13 protein-coding genes and 1 pseudogene are annotated in these 20,919 nt (G+C 64.4%); 5 read left to right on the top strand and 9 right to left on the bottom strand.

Annotated elements, in window-relative coordinates:
• Positions 1 to 181 precede the first annotated feature (181 nt).
• A complete protein-coding gene (locus TS85_RS01400) occupies positions 182 to 1,357 on the top strand; it encodes an ROK family transcriptional regulator (protein WP_227698627.1) in 1,176 nt (391 codons plus the stop codon).
• A gap of 9 nt (positions 1,358 to 1,366) precedes the next feature.
• Here the strand turns inward: TS85_RS01400 and TS85_RS01395 are convergent, their stop codons facing one another.
• Positions 1,367 to 2,890: a carboxylesterase/lipase family protein gene (locus tag TS85_RS01395; protein WP_052507671.1), complete on the bottom strand. Its 1,524-nt coding sequence runs from the start codon at positions 2,888 to 2,890 to the stop codon at positions 1,367 to 1,369.
• Between the two features lie 153 nt (positions 2,891 to 3,043).
• Between TS85_RS01395 and TS85_RS01390 the strand changes: the two genes are divergently transcribed.
• On the top strand, positions 3,044 to 4,390 hold the full coding sequence (locus TS85_RS01390; protein WP_044330000.1) for a glycoside hydrolase 5 family protein: 1,347 nt from the start codon (positions 3,044 to 3,046) through the stop codon (positions 4,388 to 4,390).
• Between the two features lie 74 nt (positions 4,391 to 4,464).
• On the opposite strand, the gene TS85_RS01385 is transcribed toward TS85_RS01390, so the two are convergent.
• The 5 genes from TS85_RS01385 to TS85_RS01365 form a co-directional block, all read right to left on the bottom strand.
• A complete protein-coding gene (locus tag TS85_RS01385) occupies positions 4,465 to 5,385 on the bottom strand; it encodes an ROK family protein (RefSeq protein ID WP_227698626.1) in 921 nt (306 codons plus the stop codon).
• Positions 5,386 to 5,535: 150 nt separating this feature from the next.
• On the bottom strand, positions 5,536 to 7,737 hold the full coding sequence (locus TS85_RS01380) for an autotransporter family protein (protein ID WP_077228387.1): 2,202 nt from the start codon (positions 7,735 to 7,737) through the stop codon (positions 5,536 to 5,538).
• A gap of 100 nt (positions 7,738 to 7,837) precedes the next feature.
• A complete protein-coding gene (locus TS85_RS01375; RefSeq protein ID WP_044329994.1) occupies positions 7,838 to 11,011 on the bottom strand; it encodes a TonB-dependent receptor in 3,174 nt (1,057 codons plus the stop codon).
• A 74-nt stretch (positions 11,012 to 11,085) separates the two neighbouring features.
• A complete protein-coding gene (locus tag TS85_RS01370; RefSeq protein WP_044329990.1) occupies positions 11,086 to 12,561 on the bottom strand; it encodes a sialate O-acetylesterase in 1,476 nt (491 codons plus the stop codon).
• A 6-nt stretch (positions 12,562 to 12,567) separates the two neighbouring features.
• Positions 12,568 to 13,083 (bottom strand): hypothetical protein, encoded by a 516-nt coding sequence (locus TS85_RS01365; protein WP_155006262.1) that lies wholly within the window; start codon positions 13,081 to 13,083, stop codon positions 12,568 to 12,570.
• Between the two features lie 227 nt (positions 13,084 to 13,310).
• On the opposite strand from TS85_RS01365, the gene TS85_RS01360 reads away from it, so the two are divergent.
• Together TS85_RS01360 and TS85_RS24435 are read left to right on the top strand one after the other, a co-directional pair.
• Complete coding sequence (locus tag TS85_RS01360; RefSeq protein WP_227698625.1) at positions 13,311 to 14,282, top strand: glycosyl hydrolase; 972 nt, start codon at positions 13,311 to 13,313, stop codon at positions 14,280 to 14,282.
• A 156-nt stretch (positions 14,283 to 14,438) separates the two neighbouring features.
• Positions 14,439 to 14,852: pseudogene (locus TS85_RS24435) on the top strand (MucR family transcriptional regulator); the annotation flags it as partial.
• Positions 14,853 to 14,986: 134 nt separating this feature from the next.
• Here the strand turns inward: TS85_RS24435 and TS85_RS01350 are convergent.
• Together TS85_RS01350 and TS85_RS23895 are read right to left on the bottom strand one after the other, a co-directional pair.
• Entirely contained in the window at positions 14,987 to 16,261 is a 1,275-nt protein-coding gene (locus TS85_RS01350) for a tyrosine-type recombinase/integrase (protein ID WP_044335646.1), read from the bottom strand.
• 435 nt (positions 16,262 to 16,696) lie between these two features.
• Positions 16,697 to 17,599, bottom strand: coding sequence for an RNA polymerase sigma factor (locus TS85_RS23895; protein WP_227698767.1), 903 nt, complete (start codon positions 17,597 to 17,599; stop codon positions 16,697 to 16,699).
• 585 nt (positions 17,600 to 18,184) lie between these two features.
• Between TS85_RS23895 and TS85_RS01340 the strand changes: the two genes are divergently transcribed.
• Entirely contained in the window at positions 18,185 to 19,408 is a 1,224-nt protein-coding gene (locus TS85_RS01340) for a Gfo/Idh/MocA family protein (protein WP_052507669.1), read from the top strand.
• An 87-nt stretch (positions 19,409 to 19,495) separates the two neighbouring features.
• On the opposite strand, the gene phoA is transcribed toward TS85_RS01340, so the two are convergent.
• On the bottom strand, positions 19,496 to 20,902 hold the full coding sequence (phoA, locus tag TS85_RS01335) for an alkaline phosphatase (RefSeq protein WP_044329982.1): 1,407 nt from the start codon (positions 20,900 to 20,902) through the stop codon (positions 19,496 to 19,498).
• Positions 20,903 to 20,919 lie beyond the last annotated feature (17 nt).

The following is a 20,919-nucleotide window of genomic DNA, read 5'->3' as shown; positions in this document are numbered from 1 at the left end:
CAAGATCCATCGGCATTTTGCCATCGGGGGCAAGGTCTGTTATCCTACCGCGCTAGCCCGCCCTGCCCGTAGGAGGAGGTCGCTTGCGGTGAATTGACACCTGGCGCGAATTCATTAAGCTAGTTACTTTAATATGAAGCCCTGCGATGTGCTGGATGTCGCACAATCAGGAGCAACCGGTGTGACCCCTGTTCAGGTCAGGCTGTCAGGCACGAACATCATTCGCGCCGCTGACCATAACCAACGCACGATATTGCAGGCAATTCTCGTCCACAAGACGATCACGCGCATTGCGCTGGCCCGGATGACAGGGCTCACGCCCCCTGCGGTGGCGAACATCGTCAAACGGCTGCTGGATGAGAAGCTGATCGAGGAGGAAGGACTGCTTCGCCAGGGGCGTGGCCAGCCGGGCAAGCTGCTCCAGATCAACCCGCATGGCCGGTTCAGCATCGGCGTGAACATCGATCGCGACCATATCAGCCTGTTGCTGGTCAATTTCCTTGGGGAAATCGTGGCCTCCCGTTCGCTTGACCTGCCCTTCGCCCTTCCCGCCGACGTGCGCGCCTATTGGCAGGCGGAGGTGGAGGCGATGGTCCGCGATGCAGGTGCGGATGTGTCGCGGCTGATCGGAATCGGCATTGCGATGCCCGACGATCTGGGCGCGATCTACCTTCCCGGCGCGCCCGAAGACTATAGGGCATGGCAGGACACCGATGTCCCAGCACTGTTCGCCACACCGTTCGACCTGCCGACCTTCGTCGAAAACGATGCCGCCGCGGCAGCACTGGGCGAATTGCGGTTCGGGCTGGGTCCGAAGGTATCGAGCGCGCTCTATATCCTGATCAGTTCGGGTCTTGGAGGGGGCCTGCTGGTCGATGGGCATTCGATGCGGGGCGCGACCGGCCGGAGCGGCGAGATCGGGCTCATTCCGCTCGCCGATGGCAAGCGCGTGCAGGACTATGTGTCGCTTTCCGCACTGAAGGCGCATCTCGGACAATCGGGCCACACGCTTGACGAACTGGAGGGTGCGGCGGAAGACAGTGCGGTGATGCGCGCCTATGATGTCTGGCTTGCCGGTGCAGTCGAGCGGCTGACCAGCCCGCTAGTGGCAGTAAATTGCCTACTCAACCCGGCGTGCATCCTGATCGGCGCGCGTTTGCCCCACGCTTGCGTCCATCGGTTGACACGCGCGCTCGAACAGGCACTGGATGCCGTAACCCCGACGCTGCCGTCGCGCGCGCCAATCATGCGCGCCCTGCTGTCAGACAACGCACCGGCAATCGGCGCCGCCATCCTCCCCTTCCACCATTTTCTGCTGCCCAACACCGAAGCGCTTTGGAAGGAGGAGGAAGCCTGAGCCCCGAAGTCAGAGGTTGCTGGCGAAGCTACAGAAGGCAGCGCGCGGAAGTCCCTTGGCAACCTCGGTCGATTGCCCGCCAAAGCGCAGGGTGCGCTCGCTTCCCTGCGCCAGGCTGGGCCAGGCCGGGCGCGTGGGGGTGCTGTCGATCGCGGCGTTCGGATCGCCGTGCAGTGCCAGCGCCGACCAGTAATCCAGCACGCTGACGCCGCCACCCACCGGTCGACCGCCAAAAATATAACCGATCTCGGCGGCGTGGCTGGTCAGCCCGCCGGTCGGACCAACATCGAACTCATAGCGCCACACCGGCCATCCCCGCGCCGTCAGCAGCGCCGCCATTCGGTTGGCAGGACAGTGGAACTGCGCGTCGGACTGCATCCGCAACTCCACATTACCACGCCGTGGATCGGCGCCCCTGGCTTCTTCGTCGCGATAGGCGCCGAGTGCCGCTGTGGCGCCGGCACCGAACCAATATTGGGCAAAGGCGTCGAGCGGCACCGATCCGGCGCCGGGGCCGAATTCTACGGTATTGGTGCCGATGATCACCGGCACTGCGGGCCGCTTTGCCAGCAATCGGTCGGGCGACTCGGGCAGGACGCGCCCATCGATGGTGGTGCGGAGAAACACGAAGTCGCTGCCATGCGATTCGGTTTCGCTCAACTGCGACTGGAGCGCGAACAGAGCGACCGGCGACAGCCGACGCAGCCGGGTCAGATCGCCTTGCGCACCCGCCAGCCGGTCAAGCGCTTCACCGATCTTCATGGCGTCCGCATGCGAGCGAAACGACATGCCGAAGCCAGGCGTTCCGCTTTGCAGGACTGCGGCGCGAAACAAGCCGCGCGCGTCCGGCGCGGCCAACAGGAGCGACACGTCCTGCGCACCCGCGCTTTCGCCCATGATCGTCACCTGCGCGGGATCACCCCCGAAACGCGCGATATTGTCCCGGACCCAGCGAAGCGCCGCGATCTGATCCATCAACCCGTAATTGCCGCTCGCCCCGCCCTGTTCGGCGGCCAGCGCCGGATGTGACAGAAAGCCCAGCACGCCCAGCCGGTACTGGATCGACACCACCACCAGCCCCTTGCCGACAAAGCCCGAATTGACTGCATCCCGGCCCGACCCGGCGCGGTTGCTGCCCCCGTGAATCCACACCACCACCGGGCGCTTGCCGGTCATCGACGGCGTGCGCACGTCGAGCGTCAGGCAATCCTCGCTCGCGTCGAGCCATTGGGCGTGGTTCCAGCCCTCGTCATTCTGGAGACAGGCGGGGCCGGAGCGGCTCGCATCGCGCTGGCCGGCCCAGGGCAGGACCGGCGCAGGCGCGCGCCAGCGCAGAGTGCCGACCGGAGGGGCGGCATAGGGGATCGCCAGGAATTCGGTTGCGCCGTCGGTCGCATGCCCGGCGATCGCGCCGCCAGTCACCGCAACGACGGGCGATTGCGCCGCCGCCGACGACGCCCAGGCTATCGACGCCGTCGCAACCGTCAGCGCCATCCAATGGCAGACCCCGCGCAGGATCGCATTCGGGCTCATCTTCCTCTCCTCTTGCTTGTGCCGGAACCCGCCTGCGGGCCGTGTCTCAGTGATAAAGCAAATATTTTTCTTTAAACCTAGCACATCCTGTTCCACAATCGGAACCTTCGAGACACAGGTGCCGCAAACGAGCACAGCGAGAGGATCGACACGATGAATCCGAATGATACCCCCCTGGGCCGGCGCATGTTCCTTGCCGGTGCCGCCGGCAGCATTGTCGCACCCGCAGCGCTTGCGGGCATTGCGCCCGCGCCCGGCCGGGATGCCTTCGTTCGGCGGAGCGGCACGAGCTTTGTCCGCCATGGCAAGCCGTGGCGGCTGACCGGGGCCAATGCCTGGTATCTTGCGTGGCTGGGCAGCGCCGCCAGCTATGGCAACCGCGCCCGGCTGGGCCGCGAACTCGATCGCCTGCGCGCGTTGGGCGTCACCAATGTGCGCCTGCTCGCGGGTGCCGAGGAAGGCCCGCTGAAGAACGCCGTCACGCCCGGATTCCTCAATCGCGCGGGCACGCTCAACCAGGATCTGCTCGTCGGGCTCGATCATGCGCTGGCAGAACTGGCGGTGCGCGACATGACCGGGGTGCTCTACCTGACCAACAACTGGGAATGGTCCGGCGGCATGATGACGCTGCTGTGGTACGAGACCGGCCAGTATATCGACAATAATGACCCCGCCTATCCCTGGCCCGATTTCCCCGACCGGGGCAGCGCATTCTATGCCAACGCCGCTGCTGTCCGCCGCAACCTGAATTATGTCCGCGCGCTGGTATCGCGAGTGAATTCGGTAACGGGTATTCGCTATGCCGACGATCCCACGATCATGTCGTGGCAGTTGTGCAACGAACCGCGCCCGGGCGTGCGGCCGGAAGTGATGAAGGCCATTCTCCCGGCCTATTACAACTGGATCAACACCTCAGCCCGGCTGATCCGCAGCCTGGCGCCAAAGCATCTGGTATCGCTTGGCATGGAAGGCACGATCGCGACCAATGGTAGCGAAGAGATCGTCCTTAAGGCCCATGAGAATATCGATTACATGACCGCGCATGTCTGGCCCCTCAATTGGGGATGGGTGGACGACAAGAACCTTGCCGGGACGTGGCAGGCCGGGGCCGAGAAGGTCGAGGCCTATGTCGATACCCATGTCCGGCTGGCCGCGACGGCGGGCAAGCCGCTCGTGATCGAGGAGTTCGGCTTCCCGCGCGACGACGGGCGCTTCGGGCAAGAGGCCGGCACCAGTTTCCGCGAGAAATACTACCGGCTGATCTATGGCGCGGCAGAGCGCAGCCTGGCGCAGGGCGGGCCGGTCGCGGGCACTAATTTCTGGGCCTGGAACGGCGAAGCGCGCACCCCGCACGCGGATTATCGTTTCCAGCCGGGCGACGCCCAGTTCATGGGCGATCCGCCACATGAGCCCCAGGGCTGGTATGGCAATTTCGACAGCGACACCGCGATCCAGGCGATCATCCGCGACCACGCAAAGCGTTTCGCAACACCCGCCTGAACGACGACGGGCGCCCCGACCCGGGGCGCCCGCCGCTTTTTCTCTTCAAGGTCCTGCCGCCACGCGATCTGCGATCAGGAAAACACCCCCATCGGCCCGTTCTCGATATGCTGGTGCAGCGGCCAGAGACGCGCCGCGCCGCGCACGCCCGACGAATCGCCCCAGGTGGCGGGCGCCAGCCGCCCCGACCAATTGTCCGAAAAGACATAGGCCTGAATGACTACAGGCAGGCGCTCGTACAATTCGGGCAGGTTCGACAGCCCACCGCCGAACACGAAGATGTCGGGGTCGAGGACGTTGCACAACAGGGCCAGCGCCCTGCCAAGCCGGTCGATCAGCCGATCCAGCGCGGCGACGGCATCGGCATCGCCCGCACGCGCGGCGGCAACGATCGCCGCGCCCCGCTCATTGCGCCCGGTATGCGCCTGGAAATCGCGTTCAAAGCCCGTGCCAGAAACCCATTTCTCGATACAGCCGCTCTGGCCGCACCAGCACGCCGGTCCCGGCACCTCGTCGGGCTTTGGCCAGGGCAGCGAGATATGGCCCCATTCGCCGGCGATGCCGCTCGCCCCTTCCACCAGCCGGCCATCGACCACCAGCCCGCCGCCACAACCGGTGCCGACGATCACGCCGAAACTGGTATGGCATCCCATGGCCGCGCCGTCGGTCGCTTCGGACAGCACCATGCAGTTGGCGTCGTTGGCCAGCCGTACCGGACGATCGAGGGTATTTTCCAGATCCTCGCGGAAAGGCCGCCCGTTCAGCCACACCGAATTCGCGTTGCGGACCACGCCGGTGCGCGGTGAAACCGATCCAGGGGCGCCGACGCCCACGGTCCCGCGCCCGCCCGCTTCCTGCTCGACACGATCGACCAGCCCCCGGATCGCCGCAAGCGCCGCGTCATACGACCCCGGATTGGGCACCCGCACCCGCGACAGAAACCCGCCGTCCGGGTTCAATGCGGCGGCCTCGATCTTCGTGCCTCCGAAATCCACGCCAATCCGTATCAATGCAATCGTCTCCAGCGGAGTCCCGCACCCCTTTGGCGCCGGGCGTATACGTGTCGGCCACCGGGCAAAGACGAGGCCCGACGCGCCGTGTCGGCGGCGCGCCGGGCCATCCTCGGCACCGTGGCGGTGCCGGCTCTAGAAGCGCAAACGCAGGCCTAGCGATGCAGCTTCTGAGTCCTGCCGGCTGGTGAAACGACCATCCACCCGTCCGAATACCGCCAGCCGGGGGGAAAGAAGCGCGGTCAGATCAATCGACCCGACACCCGCCGTCTGCGTGTTGCCCGACCAGTAATAGGAAAAGGGCGAGCCGGTGATCGTCGCGAAGCTGCCCGTGACATATTCGCCGGGGTTGGAGAAATCATGCTCCACCGCCAGCGTGATTTCGGGGCGCAGCTTCACCTTGCCGATCGGCGCGACCGGATGGATCTTCAGCCCTGCGTTCGCCACGAACGAATGCAGCCGGATCTCGTCGAACGCCAGCGACAGCGCATCGCCCCCGGCCTCAACGACCCCCTTCTGCTTGTGGAACGAATAGGTCCCGCGCAGGAACGGCACGACGGCATTGTCGAAAATGCCGCGGCTGAGCTGAAGCGAGCCGCCATAGGAAATGCCCTTGGGGCTGCTCGAGATCGTGCCATAGCCCTCCAGCTGGCGATCGGCCGTGGCGTCATAGCGGTTGTAGAAGGCGATACCGTCGATCCGCGCATTCTGGAATTCCAGGCCGCCATAGACCGCCAGATCGAGCGTATCGACACTGGCCTGCGCGGTCCCGCTGCGCGTGTCGATCGACCCGCTGGTATAGGACGCCGCGATGCCCAGCTTGCCCTTGTGCGGCAGCGCCAGTTCAAACCCGCCGATCCCGCCATAGGCATCGGCCCGATAGCCCGTATTGCCCGATCGCACGTTGGAACGCTGCCCGATGGGCGCCATCCACAGGCTGACGCCACGGCCATAGTCCTGCCGCGGCGCGCCATAGCTTTCCGATGTCGTGGCGATCGTGTCGTACAGCGCGCCGGTGAACAGCTTGATATGATCGCGATTGGCGGCGGACAGATGCGATATGATCTGCGTGCTCTCGGTCGATTCGGTCACCAGCGAATAGCTGGTCGACGTCACCTGGAGCCCGACGATCGCCCCGCTCGTGTTGCCACTGGTCACGATGTTGGAGAATTCACCCGAAATCGACTGGGCGGACAGGACCGTATAGACCGCGTTGCCATACTCGCCGGCATCGACCGTGATGTTCAGCGTACCCGACAGCGAGGCGGCGCCGAGCACCTTCAGCTGAGACGCACCCGTCGGCGATACCTCAACATTCAGGATGCCGGTGGCGCCTTGCGTATAGCTGCCCACCGTGAGCGTGCCGAGCGTTCCTGCCGTCCCGCCCGGCTGAACGATGCCCGATGCATTGTTCACGGCGGCATAGATCGTGCCATAGCCCTGGAGCGTGGCGGGCGTGCCCGTGCTGTTGCGCACGACATTGATGGTCAGGCCGGACCCGTCGACGTAATTCGGATCGCCGAAAATCGCGCTCGAATGCGTGGAATCGCCGACGACGAAGGTTGCGCCGGCACCGATCGTCAGCGTGCCCCGAAACGGGCTGGCCGTGGTGTTCTGGCCGTTCACCACCAGCGTGCCGGAACTCAGATTGACGGTCGCTGTCGAATCCGCCGCCGACAAGCGCCCGCCGATCGTGGCGGTGTTGGTGCCCTGGTTGATGAACCACTGCGCACCAGCGCCCAGGGTGACGTTGGAATTCGCGCCGAATGTGAGCTGCACCGGCGCCCCCCAGGTCTGGCCGGTGTTGAGCTGGGCGCCCGCCTCCAACGTCAGGTTGCCGAGAAAGCTGTTGGCCCCTGCCAGGTTGATCGAGTTGCCGCCGGTATTCTCGATCACCACGTCCCCCGACGCGCGGATCAGGTTGTTGAACGCGACCCACTGGCCATAGCCCAGCGTCGGGACCCCGGCGAAGGTCAGCGTCGCGCCGCTTTCTACATTGATCTGGGCGCCGGTCGAAGCGCCGCCGAAGGGCGACGACGATGCGGGCGAGGACAGTATGGAATTGGCATAATCGAGGACCAGCCCATTGTCCGGTATCGTGATCCAGCCCTGTTCAACGCCAGGCGAAGCATAATTGGGCAGGACCACGGCGTTGGTGCCGCTGGTGACGGTGATCGACGTCGCGCCGCCATCGATCTGGACCGGGCTGTTGCTCTCGTCCAGCGTGGTTTGGGCCTGGGCGGAACCTGCCCCTGCACAGGCTGCGGCGGCGGCCAGGACGAGCGCCAATGCGCTCGACGGGCGACGGAAGCTATTCTTCGAAGCTGACGGATTCATGGGTAACCCCTCCCCTGATTGCTATGGTTCGAACGGGCGCGGAGCAACGCGCGTGCCGTTCGGGGCCGGAACGCGCTGCGCGGTCCCGGCCCCTATGTGTTCAAAGCGTGATGCGGATCGACGTGGTGTAGCGCCGGTCGGACGTGTACCAACTCCGGTTATACCGCCCGGTGCCCGTCCCCATGTACAGCCGGACGGTCGGCTGGGTCAGGTTGGCGCCCTGGACCACCCAGGTCACGTTATCGCTAATCTTGTAGCTGAAGTTCACGTCGAGCGTGCCGCTGGGATACTGGAACACCGGCAGGGCATAGGTTATGACTGTGCCCTGCTGCCCGGCGGTCTGGCCGTTCACCGGCGCCAGGTCGTTGATGTAGTTATACGATCCCGACGTCTGATACGCCGCGGTCGAGACCAGGAAGCTGTCGCGCCAGTTATACGCGACGCGCAGCGACAACGGCCCCTTGTCGTACAGCATCGCCAGGTTCAGCGTGTTCTTGGACAGGCCGGTCAGCGGCAGGCCGTTTATCCGGTTGCCCTTGATGTCATAGGCGAGCGCGCCGGGCTGGTGGCTGTCGATATAGGTATAGTTAAAGTTCACCCCCAGCCCGTCGAACGGCCCGGGCAGGAACGTCGCATATTTCTGAAGGCCGAATTCCAGCCCCTTGATCGTCGCGACTTCGGTTTCGTTGAACGGCTGGATCATCACCGCGTTGACGGTCTGCGGGCAATAGGCGCCATAGACTACCGACGCGCAACCGGCATTGCCCTGACCGTTCACCGTGCCCGCGACGCCGCCCGAAACATAGGTTTCCAGCGTATAGGGCACCGTTACCGCCTGGGTCGAAATATAGTTGTGAATCCGCTTGTAGAATGCCGCCAGGTGGACGAGCCCGCCGGAGCCCGGATACCATTCGAACGAGGCGTCGAACTGTTCGGCCGTCTCGGGCTTCAGGTTGGGATTGCCCTGGTTGCCGCTGAAATGGCTGACATAGGTGCCCGCATAGGTGCCGTAGAGCGACCCGCGCGGATTCAGCTGGGCAAAGGTCGGGCGCGACATGCCCTTCGATGCGGCCAGGCGGACCTGCACTTCGGCCATCGGCTCGAGCAGGATGTTGAGTGACGGCAGTGCCATGAACCCCGAACGCCCGCCGGCGTTCGGAATGGCGGTATCCGCCGACGTGAACTGCACGGTGTTGCCCTGATACTGGCCATTGTTCACGATCGAGCCCTCGGCACCCGGCGCGACATAGCCGGTCACCGGCATCAGCGAGACCGGCGTGGGGAAGCCCAGCGAAATCACCGATCCCGACGAGTAATAGTCATAATGCACCAGGCGGACGCCGATATTGCCGCGGAACGGCATGAAGCCGTTGGCTTCGCTCCGGAAATTCGTCAGCGCATAGACCGCCTGGGTATCTTCGCGCTGCGTGCTCAGGCTGCCGGGCTGGTAGGTCACGGTTTCGGTCGTGTCGCCGGGGGCGCCGATTGCCGAATGGACGGTCCCGAAATCGGTGTTCAGCAGGGCGAGCGAGGGGAAATAGGCGCTCGACGGCAGGCTGGTCTGGCCGTGGAACAGGCTGCCCAGGTTGAACAGCTCCGACCAGGCGGAATTGGACGTCGACAGATAGCTGAACGCCGGCGGGCTGAACGACGAAAGCGCCTGATACTGGCCGTCCGAATTGATGCCGACGCCGAAGGGCGGGGTCAGCGCCTTGTAGTTCCACAGCGTTTCGTTGTCCCGCTCCCTGCGGAACGTGACCTTGGCGCCGAACTTGATGGAGCGGAACAGCCCGTCGCCCAGGATGTAGCTGCCATCGATATAGCCCGCATGCTCATGCCCGCGATCGTCGCGAAGATGGTCCATGGTCGCCAGCCAGCCGTAATTGGCGGCATTGGTCAGGTCCGGCGTCTGCGACGACAGCGTGACCTGGGGCAGCGCCGACGATCCATAGGAACCCAGCGTCAGGCCGTATCCGGGCAGATAGGCATAGGCATAGGCCGCCTTGTCCGAGGAGGTCGATGTCGAGTCGACATATTGATAGGCGAACTTGAACTTCAACCGATCGCTGGGGTCCCAATCTGCGCCGAATGAAATATCGCTGGTGACGTTCTTCTGCACCGACTGGCTGGTCTGGAAAACATACGGCATCGGCTGATACGCCCAGCCGCTCGCCGTCCCCAGCCCGACGGCAGAACCCGATCCCGAAGGCGCGATATACAGGAAGCTCGACAGGCCCGTAGTGGACGTCAGCCCCCCATTCTCATCGAACGTGTTCGTCGAATTGGGGGACAGGACGGTGACGCCCGAGGTATCGGCGTACATCGAATGGAGTACCGACTTCAGGCGATATTCCGAACGGAAGCCCGTGAGGAAAAAGGTCAGCCGGTCGTTCGGCCGATATTGCGCCGCCGCGTACAGCCCCAGCCGTTTGCGATCATATTCGTTCTGGTTGAAATTGACCCCGCCCGGGACATAGACCTCGGTCGAACCGGCATCGCCCAGATAGGGCAGCCGCGTCTCGTTGGTCGAGGTGAAGCTCGGGTTGTAGACCTGCGGGAAATAGGGCGAGACCTGCACCCCGTCGGCCTTGGTCGCCAGATCCGAATAGGCGGCGTTGATCAGCAGCCCGAACTCGCCGATCGGCGTCGTCCAGCGATCGGACAGCAGGATGTTGCCGCCGGGATGCGCCTTTTGCGCATAGTCGGCATAGTTGGCGTCGATCGACGCATTGATCGTGCGCCCCTTGAAATCGAACGGCTGGCGCGTGCGCAGGTTCACGGTGCCGCCGAAGCCGCCTTCGGGCAGGTCGGCCGACGCGCTCTTGTTCACATCGACGCCCTGCGCCAGCTCGGGGGGAATATCCTCCCACGCCAGGTTGCGACCGCTGGCGGCGCTGAAGCTGTCGCGCCCGTTGAGCTGGCTGACGATCTTGTCGAGCCCGCGCACCGTCAGCCCGGTGCCCTCGCCGAGATAATTCTCGCTGGAGCCGCCGGTCTGGATGCGCGTGATGTTCACGCCGACAACACGCTGCAACACTTCGGTGACGCTGTTGTCGGGCAGCTTGCCCGCTTCATCCGCCGACACCGAATCCATAATGACGTCGGATTTCTTCTTGGTCTCGATCGCGGTCTTTTGTGCCGCGCGCTGGCCCGTGACGACGATCTCGGCGTCGGCATCATCCGCGGATGCGGCCTGTTGCGCCTGCGCGAGTCCCGGCAGCAGCGCGATGCTCGCAGACGTCACGGCCAGCAGCGTCTTGATCCTGATACGCATATAATCCCCCCAAATTATCAAGTTCATGGTTTTGGCGATCGGCCCCTCTCACCGATCGCCTGCTCAATCCGGTGCTACGGAACCGGCAGTTCGAAAGTGCCCGGCGGCAGGTTCGATCCGCCGAAAAGATTGACGACGGGCGCATCGGCCCAGGCGTAGCGAACCTTCGCCACCTCGGCCCGGTTGGCACCGGTCAGCACGACCGCAGCGCCCGCCACCCGCGCTTCTGCCCAATGACAGTCGCTGGCGGCGGAGCAGGCCTCGAACCCGAGCGCATGATCGCCGCCGATCGTCTTGAGAGGACCGTCGGTTTCTGCAAAATCGATCACCAGATCGCTTCCCACCCGACGCACCCCGCGCGGATAGGGGTGCGCGACCACCGCCTGGCCATAGGCCAGCCGCCGCGCGGCCTGGGCCAGCCGTTCGCCGACCACGGCCTTTTGCGAGGGATGGATGTCGAACCGGTCGCCGACATCCAGCGTCACGACCAGCGCCGTGTTCGCCGTCGCGTCAACCACCCGACGCTGCATATCGCGCAGGATCGGCCAGGCGCTGTCGCCGGGCTGGGCGGCGAGCGCGCCGAAGCCAGGAAGCTGAACAACCAGGAACGGCAGCCGGGTATCGCCCAGCGTGCGACGCCAGTTGGCGATCAGCGCCGGAAGCAGTTCGGCATATTGGCGCGGCGCCCGCCAGTTCGATTCACCCTGATACCAGGCCACGCCCTTGAACCGATATCCCGCGAGCGGCGCGATCATGCCGTTGTAGAGCACCGACAGGCTGTAATCTGATGCGGTCCAGGGCGCATTGACGGTGGCCTTCACCGCCGGATCTTCCGGCGTCCGCGCATAGCGGTCGAGCAGGTCCAGCCCCGCGTCGAAACGCTTCAGCGCGCGCAGGTCAGGCGCAGCGATCCAGCCTTCCGCCGCCGTTCCGCCCCAGCTGGCGTTGACGAAGCCGATCGGTACCTTCGTCGCTGCCTGGAGCGCCTTCGCCATCTGATAGCACACCGCCGACGCTTCACCCGCGCTGTTCGGCCCGACGACTTTCCACGCGACCGGCGCGGTGAAGCGCACGCGCGGGGTGGGCGCCAGCGCCTTCTCGATGGTCGCGAAACGGAGTGCCGGATTTGCCGAGGAGCGGATTTCGTTCCAAGCATTGGTGGCCGCGCCCAGCCGCATTTCCATGTTGGACTGCCCGCCGCACAGCCACACATCGCCGATCATCACATCGTCGAGCGCGACGACATGGCCCGCATCATCGGCAACCGACAGGGCATAGGGACCGCCCGCCGCAAGCGGCGGCAACGCCACCCGCCAATGGCCGGCCTCATCGGCGCGCCCGGCAACCTGCCGACCCGCGAGCGTTACCGTCAGCCGCGCACGCGGCGCCGCGTCGCCCCATATCTCCAGCGCCGTATCGCGCTGGATGACGCCATGGCTGGCGAACATCGCGCCGAAGCGCAGCTCGGTTACCGCCGCCTGCGCGTGGGCAAGCGACGGAGAACCGACGCACAACGTTGTCAGCGCGGCAAGGAAATGCCCGGTATGCATCGCCCGTCAGCGCAGTTCGATGTCGTCGATAAAATAGGTTTCGGCGGGGCTGCCGCTGGAATTGCGGACCCAGATCGCCGTGAGCATGCCGGATGCCAGCCCGGCATCCGCCAGCGGCACCGCAATATGGTTCCACCCCTTGACCAGCGGCGGAAGGTTGACCGCGCTGGCGACTCCTTTCTCGCCGTTCAGAATGACGCTGAGCGTCTGGCCGCCCTGCGCGCCGCCATCGATCCAGAAGGACAGCGTGGTAAGGCCCGCCACGTCCAGTGGGCTCCCGGCGTTGATAGCCAGGCACCCCCAGGGCTTCGCCGTGACCGCGATCGCCGCCTTTCCATCATGGACATGGCCGGCGTCGAGCGCGGCATCGACCGCAAAGCTCCAGTTATTCCAACCCAGTGCAAGTGCATCGTCATACACGCGGATCGGGGCACGGCTCTGCGCCGCCGCAGGCGAAACCGCGCCAAATACCATGACTGCAAAGATCATAACCGAGAACGACGGTCGAATGGCCCGTTTCATCACATTCCTCTCGATCGACCCGTCGGTCTGCCTGCCGGACAGCCCACGGTCGTTATCGTGCCGATATAAAATGTCCCGATTGCAACTGTCAATTAGTAAAGTTATTTGTCTTTATGAAATTCTGGCACAGATCCGGCGGGCGTTGGTTCCGCCGACAACGCGAGACGGGAGGCGGGATGCGAAATGGGCATGCGTGGAAATGCAGCCGGCGGCAGGCTTTGGCAGGTATGAGCTGTATGCCGCTGGCGGCATCCACCGCCCGCGCGACCCCCACCCCTGCACTTTCCAATCCCGCGGCATCGCCGGGCGCCCGTGCGTTGTATCGCTACATCGCCGGGCTTCGCGGTCGCCAGACGCTGACGGGACAGATGGAATCGACCTGGGACGGCGGCCCCAGGTCCGAACTGGACTATATCCGCAAATGCAGCGGGAAGCTGCCCGCGCTGCTGGGACTGGATTACATCGATCCGGCGGACAACGACCATGTCAACGATCGCGCGTCGCGCTGGTATCTCGAAGAAGGGGGGATCGCCACGCTATGCTGGCACTGGGGCGCTCCGGACATCGGGCCGGGATATGAGAACGCCAAGAAGCCGTTCGACGCCGTCGCCGCGCTGGTTCCGGGGACTCCGCAACACCGCGTGATGCTGCGCGACATGGACGCCATTGCGGACAAACTGGCGGTGCTGCAGCGACGCGGCGTGCCGATCCTGTGGCGCCCTTTCCACGAGTTCACCGGCACTTGGTTCTGGTGGGGACAGCACGGTCCGGCGGTGTTCCGGCAATTGTGGCAGTGCATGTACCGGCACTTCACTGTCACGCGCGGGCTGGACAATCTCATCTGGGTGCTGGGCTATTCGCATGAGCCCGACAAGGCCTATGATCCCGGACGCGCCTTCTATGACATTGCCGGTGCCGATGCCTATGTCGACGATCACGGCCCGTTGAAATCGCTGTACGATCGCGTCGTGGCCATCACCGGCCCGGACATTCCGATCGCGCTGCACGAAAACGGCCCGATTCCCGATCCCGAACAGATGCGCGCCAGCGGTGCAGACTGGTGCTATTTCATGACCTGGCACACGAAGTACATCAAGGACCCCGCGATCAATCCACCCGCGCTGATCCGCGCCGCCTATCGCTCCCCGCGCTACGCCACCCTGTCCGACGTCCGGCGCGACCTGCCCCGGCGACGATAGCGTCACCTGGGCGAGATTCGCTTGCGGCCCACGGCTCTTCCCTGCGCCCGCACTCGTCGCTTGACCGCAGGACACCCGATCAGGTTTATTTCGACCGGCCGCTTCTCGCAGCGGCATGAAACCGGCAGACGCTCCACTTAGCAATCGCGCCGAGCTGTTCAAATGAACCGAGCCATCTCTTTTCTTCGCAGTATGCACGCAACGATCATTACGCTCGCTGAAACACCAGTCGTTTACAGCAATCCGGACGCCGAACATGCCGCTGCGGCGCAGGCGTTCGCTCCTGCCATATCGGCTCGCAATTCGCTCGCATCGCGAGACCATATCGTTTCGATGATCGACGGCAAACCCTACAAGACGCTGCGCCGTCATCCTGCAGGGCACGGCCTGACGCCGGAGCAATATCGCGAACGCTACAACCTCAAATCCGATTATCCGATGGTAGCCGAAGCCTATTCCGAGCAGCGCCGCGCGATGGTGAAGAAGATTGGCCTCGGCAGCAAAGGCCGCCACTCCAAGTCCCAGACGGTCACCAAGTCCCCCACCTCTCGGCGTCGCAAAACAGAGTGAGGGAGCGCGCCGTGCGGCCCAGCCGCACGGCGCGGATCACCTCGCATACCCGTTCGTCAGGATCGGAACCATGTGGTCCATAGGGCGAGTAATGGAACGCATCGACCTTCGCGAATAGTGGGGATAATCGGTGCCTACATCTCCTGGATATCTGTCGCCGCCGCGATTTTCGCTGGCGCGCACATCATTTCGAACACCGCATTCGCGACCCGGTCCGCTGCCGCGATCAGCACTGCGTCCAGCTGGTGGATGTAGCGGCCGGTAATCGTACTGGAACTGTGCCCCAGCATCGATCCGATCGTCGGCTCCGAATATCCGAGGTCCGCCGCAACCGACGCGAAACTGTGCCACAGCGTATGCAGCGTAACATCGGTGAATCCAGCACGCTTGCGGAGCCGAAGCCAGCCATTAGGCAGCCCGCCGAACACCTCGCCGCCCCTGCCAGGAACAAGCACCTTCTCGCAATCCTCGACCCGCTCGATCCGGGCGAGCCGTTCGAGCAGCCGGGCTCCGGCGGGTCGGACCGACTCGCCCTCCTTGCTGTCTTCGAGCCGGAGTGCGCTCCCAGGCACATCGATCTCGGACCATTTGAGATTGATGACCTCGCCGCGCCGGCAACCGCTGAACAGCGTGATCCAGACCGCGTCGATCAACTGCTGGCATTCGCCTTCGGCTTCCGCCTGTCGCAACGCAGCACCAAGCACCGCGAACTCTTCGGGAGACAGCCGCCGCTTCTTCTTCTTGCCCGTGGGCTTCTTCACCCCAATGGCGGGGCTGCGCTCGATGATCCCTTCGTCGAACGCGTAGGTCAGGATGCCGCCTAGTAGCCCGGTAGTCCGGGCCGCGGTGCCGTTGCCGCCGCGCACGATCGACTTGCCGCGGTGCTTGGCGGTCCGCTTGGTCTTGGCGGTCTTGCCCGCCGCGACGTCCTTGAGGAAGCGCTTGATGTCGGCTGCCTTGAGATCGATCACGCGACGTGTTCCGAGCAGGGGCACGATGTGCCCGTTGATACGGCCCTTGTCGGTGTAGATCGTGCTCGCCTTCTTCGGCCGCCCGCTTTTGCCTAGGATAAGCCCCTTCTCCATTGCCGCGATATACTGGGTGCACAACTCCGACATGGTCATCGCCTCGCGCCGGGTAGCCCGCTCGCCGGCGGGGTCGCCGCCCTTCACCGCCTCGCCCAGCGTCGCGATCGCGATCTTGCGCGCCTCCTCGGCCGTGATCTTGCCGTGGCGGCCGATCGTCATCCGGCGCCTGATGTCCTCGGCAGTGCGGTAGTCGACAACATAGGTGAGGGTGCCGCTCGGCAACACGCAGACGCCGAACCCCTTCAGGTCGCTGCACCAGACAATATACTGCTTGTCGCCGGGCCGCGCCGCCTCGACGACGGTCTTGGTAAGCTTGACCACCAAATATCCTCCGCGCTTGCGCCAGCTGCGGTCGAAAATGGGCGGCACTGACGGTCGATCGGGGGTCTCAGCCTCGCCCGAACTCTCCCGGGATTCTCACCACATTCTCACCAGAAAATCGGAAATGCTGGCGTTGCGCATCGTACTGCAGCGGAAAATCATGATCAAATAAATTCTTATTTACAATATGTTATCGTGCGATTGGACAGACTGGCGAAGGTTCGGTAAGGCTATCCGAGCGCGCTCCGAAGGCAGAGGCCACAGGTTCGAATCCTGTCGGGTGCACCATCTTTTCAATGAATTGGCTTCCTCTTTCCCGGCCACAGCCCGGCCCAGGGAAACGCCCGGGGAACTTTCAGCTAGAGCAACTTGGGGCTTGCGTCTTGGCCTTTCTGGTCCTCGCCAGCCTCGGGCTTGCCCGATTCGTTTTCATCCTCAGGCCCATCCGCTGCCGCCGCCTTCGCGACCGGATTGGCGACGGCGGCAGACGTCGAGGGTGGAGTGCTCCTCGAAGGCCAGCTTCTCAAGTGCCGCGTCGAGCGCCATGCAGGCGAGCGCGGCCGACAGGAACGCGCCGCGGAGAGCTTGCTCCCGGTGTTGTGGGCGTGTGGCGGCCCGCTCGGCAAAGAAACGAAATGAACTGATCGCCTTGTTGAAGGCTGGGTAGGGCGCGAGACAGACAACGGCGGACTTCGCAACCGCTATTTGTTTGATCCAGTCGCCGTCCTGCTTCTGCCACGCGTACGATTGGATGCTGGCAATCAGTTCTTCCAGACTGAGCCGATCCTTGAGCACATCGTCGCCGCCCGCCCAGTGACGGAGGAAGGCCGCGGTCAGGAGCGCGACCTTCTGCTGCTGCGCGAACCGCGTCACCTTGGCGTTTGTGTCGGTCATCGTGACGATGGCCCGATCGCATCCAAGTCCGATCATCTGCTGGCTCATATTTTCGATGCGGTAGAGCGTGAAAATCGTACGGGTCCGTTCGGGAAGGCTTTCGAGCGCCCTGGTCATCGCGGCGAGTTGCGCGCGTGCGGCGAGGATGCGGTGCGGGTCGATCGGCTCGACATGGCGATCGTCCTGCCGCGACGCCGCCTCGCGATACTCGGCACGAACCCGCACCCGGCGGGCGCGATCGGTGACGAGATTGGCGGCGACCTGAAAGACATATGCATCGGGCGATTGGGCGTGCGCACCGACATTGAGCAGCCGCAGGAACACTTCCTGCGTCAGATCCTCGGCTTCATTATGGTCGCGGACGCGGCGCAGGAAAAACGCCATCAGCGCCGGCCGCCAGCGGCGGTGCAGATGCGTCTGCTCACTGACCCTTTCCTGCTGCACGTCGCCCAATCGCTCCTGTCGGCCTAACGCCGCCTCCCCTTAGACGCACGATGCGCATGGCGGGACAGCGAAAGCACGAAGTATTTCAGCGGAGGCGCCCGAGCTTGATAGACAACGCATCCGTTGCACAAGGTGGCGAAGCGGCTTGCCTGAACGCCTGGGCGGCCGGCATACCCGTCGCGACCATGGGAGAGCGACTATGAGGCTAATTGCCGGGATTCTCGCACTTAGTATTGTGACGTCCGCCGCTCGTCGAACCTGAAACGAAGGCGGTCTTAGGCGCCTTGCAGCCGGTGGAGCGGCCTGGCAGCGTCAAGCCCGGGCAGAGTGGCGAATGGCGTTATATTCCCATTCCGAGCGACAATGTCGACCTGATCAGGTTCGGAACAAACGGTCCCCGGCTATCGTTTCCACACGCCATAGATTTACGAACGCAGGGCGGGTTCAGGAACCCCTGTCGGGTAGCGCAATGGCGAGTTGCAGGGGGTTGTAATCCTCGTCGATTCTAGCGCAGCCTGACTGTCAACAACTGCAATACCCCACTATCCCTTGACGGAAGCTGGAACGTACAACCGGAGAGCGCTGATGATCGGTGAAAGCATTTCGCGGCGAGGGTTCATCGAAGTCGGTGGAGTGGCCGCCGCCTCGCTCGCAGCAACGGCGAGTTCGGTCGCCTCCTTTGCCCAGACAAAGGATGGCGCGCAGGTGAAGGGCCAGCCTTTGCCACGGGATGCGAAGCTCCCGGCTGAGCCGCCGCGACGCGGTGGTGCGGACAGCATTGGATACGCGATCGTCGGTCTCGGCGGCTATGCCCTCAACCAGATGATGCCGCGCTTCAGCCAGGCCAAGCGCGCGCACATTGCCGCGCTGGTCTCGGGCAACCCCGACAAGCTCCGCCGCGTCGGCGATGCCTATGGTGTCCCGGAAGACGCCCGCTATTCCTATGACACGTTCGCAAAGATCGCCGCAGACGACCGCGTCGACGCCGTCTACATCGTCCTGCCGACGGGCCTGCATGCCGAATGGGCCATCCGCGCTTTCGCTGCGGGCAAGCATGTACTGTGCGAAAAGCCGATGGCGATTTCGAGCAAAGACTGTGAGCGGATGATTGCCGCGGCGCGGCGCGCCAACCGCAAGCTGATGATCGCCTATCGATCGCATTTCGAGCCGTACAACCTCGAAGCCATGAAGCTCATGCAACAAAAGGCGGTTGGCGATATCCGGCTCGTGCGGACCGAGCAGGCCTATCGAATGGGGCCGACCAGTCCGGCCCAGAACTGGCGCGTCAATCGCGCGCTGGCGGGCGGCGGCCCGCTGGAGGATTATGGACTCTATGGCCTGCAATCGGCCCTGTATCTGACCGGCGAGATGCCCGAGAGCATCAGTGCCACCACCTTCCGGCCCAATGGCGATCCACGCTTTGCCGAGATTTTCGCGCATGTTTCTGCACAGCTGCGATTTCCGTCGGGCGCGGTTGCGCAGCTGGTCACCTCCTATGATTCGGCGGGGGGCAACATCTCGCTTGTCCGCGGCACCGATGGCACGCTGATCATGGATCCGGCGACCAGCTATGCCGGACAGAAAATGCGGATCGAAGGGCCGAATGGTCGCGCGTTCACCCCAGGCGATCCCGAGGTTCAGTTCGCGCGCCAGCTCGATCACCTTGCAGACGCCATCCGCGACGGCACGCAGATAAGGACAGCCGGAGAGATGGGGCTGCGGGACCTTCGATTGATCGAAGCGATTTATGCGTCTGCGGAGACGGGACGAACCTTGAAGGTGGCTCCGGACGGAAAAGTGCGGCGCTGATTGGCCACCAAGTCGCCCGGTTTCGGGATCGCCCCGCACCAGGCGAACGGTCGAAATTGGGGCACATCCCCGCCCGTAGCAAAGCCCTTAATCGAGCTTCAGCGCATCCCGGATGATATAGTGCAGGTCGGTCTGATCGAGCAGGCCGCTGACATTGACGGCGTGCGGGCCATAGGCCGCGATGCGCAATTGCGTGCCGGTATGCGCCTGCGATCCCTCTTCCGCCGTGCCATAGGTCACCGTCATCACGCCGCCTTCGCGCGTGTTCAGCGCGGCGGACAGTCCGGGTGCGCGAGTGCCGTTGCCGACGATCTGGCTGGTATGCGCATGGTCGGCAGTGACGATCACCAGCGTGTGACCATCGGCCCGCGCGAACTCCAGCGCGACCTGAACCGCTTCGTCGAGATCGACGGTCTCGCCGATCTGGCCGCAGGGGTTGGCGGCATGGTCCTGCTTGTCGATCGACGCGCCTTCGACTTGAAGGAAAAAGCCCTTGGGCTTGTCCTTGAGCAGCGCGATCGCCTTGCGCGTCATTGCCGCCAGCGTCGGTATCGTCGCGCCGCGCGCGCCATTGGGCTGGCACGTGATCGCGGGCTGATCGATATTGCCGTGGAGGCTCGCCTTTGGCCCGATCCAGCGAACGGGCATGTTGCCGTCGGCGAACAGGCCGATCAGCGGCTGCTTGTCGTCGGCGCGTGTGGCCGCGTCGAGCTCGGCGGCGTTGCGGACGACGCGATAGCCGCGCGCCTGCGCCTGCTCGAACAGCGTCTTGCCCTTGTACGTGCCCGCTGTCGCCGTCTCGGCGAAGCTCGCCGCGCCACCGCCCAGCACCAGATCGGCGCGGGTGTTCAGCATTTGCTCGGTGATCGAGCCGGCGCCGCCATTCTCGAGCGCTTCCTTCGGGCAGGTCTTGCTGGTCACAGCCGGCGCATAGCAGCTGCGAAACGCAACATGGGCGATCTGCGCGCCCGGCGTCGCGTCCTGGATTTCGGCGGTCGAGACGTTTCCGGTGCCCAGCCCCGCCGCCCGCGCACGCTCGATCAACGTCGCCTGCGGCGTGCCACGAAGATCGACGCCGATCGCGCCGTTATAGCTCTTGACGCCCGAGGCCCAGGCGGTCGCCGACGCCGCGCTGTCGGTCACGTAATTGGGTTTGCCGGTGTCGCGGTCGAGCGAATAGTGCGTGTACTGGCCAGTGAAGGGCAGCGCGTCGATGCCCTTGAAATAGCCGCCCGCGCCCTCGGCATAGTTGCGCGCCAGCGTGATCTCCGAATCGCCCATGCCATCGCCGATCAGCAGGATGACGTTGCGGACCTCGCCCTCGGCGCTGAGCGTGCGATAGGTGGCGCGCATGTCTCCGGCGAGCCGCCGCGCACCGCCGGGTTCGCGGATATCGCCGCGTGCACCGCGCGCCAGATCGGGCGCCGAATCCTGCGCCAAGGCGGGCTGGGCAGACAAAGCGAGCAGGGCAACAAGGGCGATACGCGAGATCATTGGCGGTACTCCAGAGG

It is taken from the genome of Sphingomonas hengshuiensis (assembly GCF_000935025.1).
In the GTDB taxonomy this organism is placed as follows: Bacteria; Pseudomonadota; Alphaproteobacteria; order Sphingomonadales; family Sphingomonadaceae; genus Sphingomonas; species Sphingomonas hengshuiensis.
The sequence above is the reverse complement of the archived record's forward strand: the minus strand, read 5'-3'. Positions and strand labels throughout refer to the sequence as shown.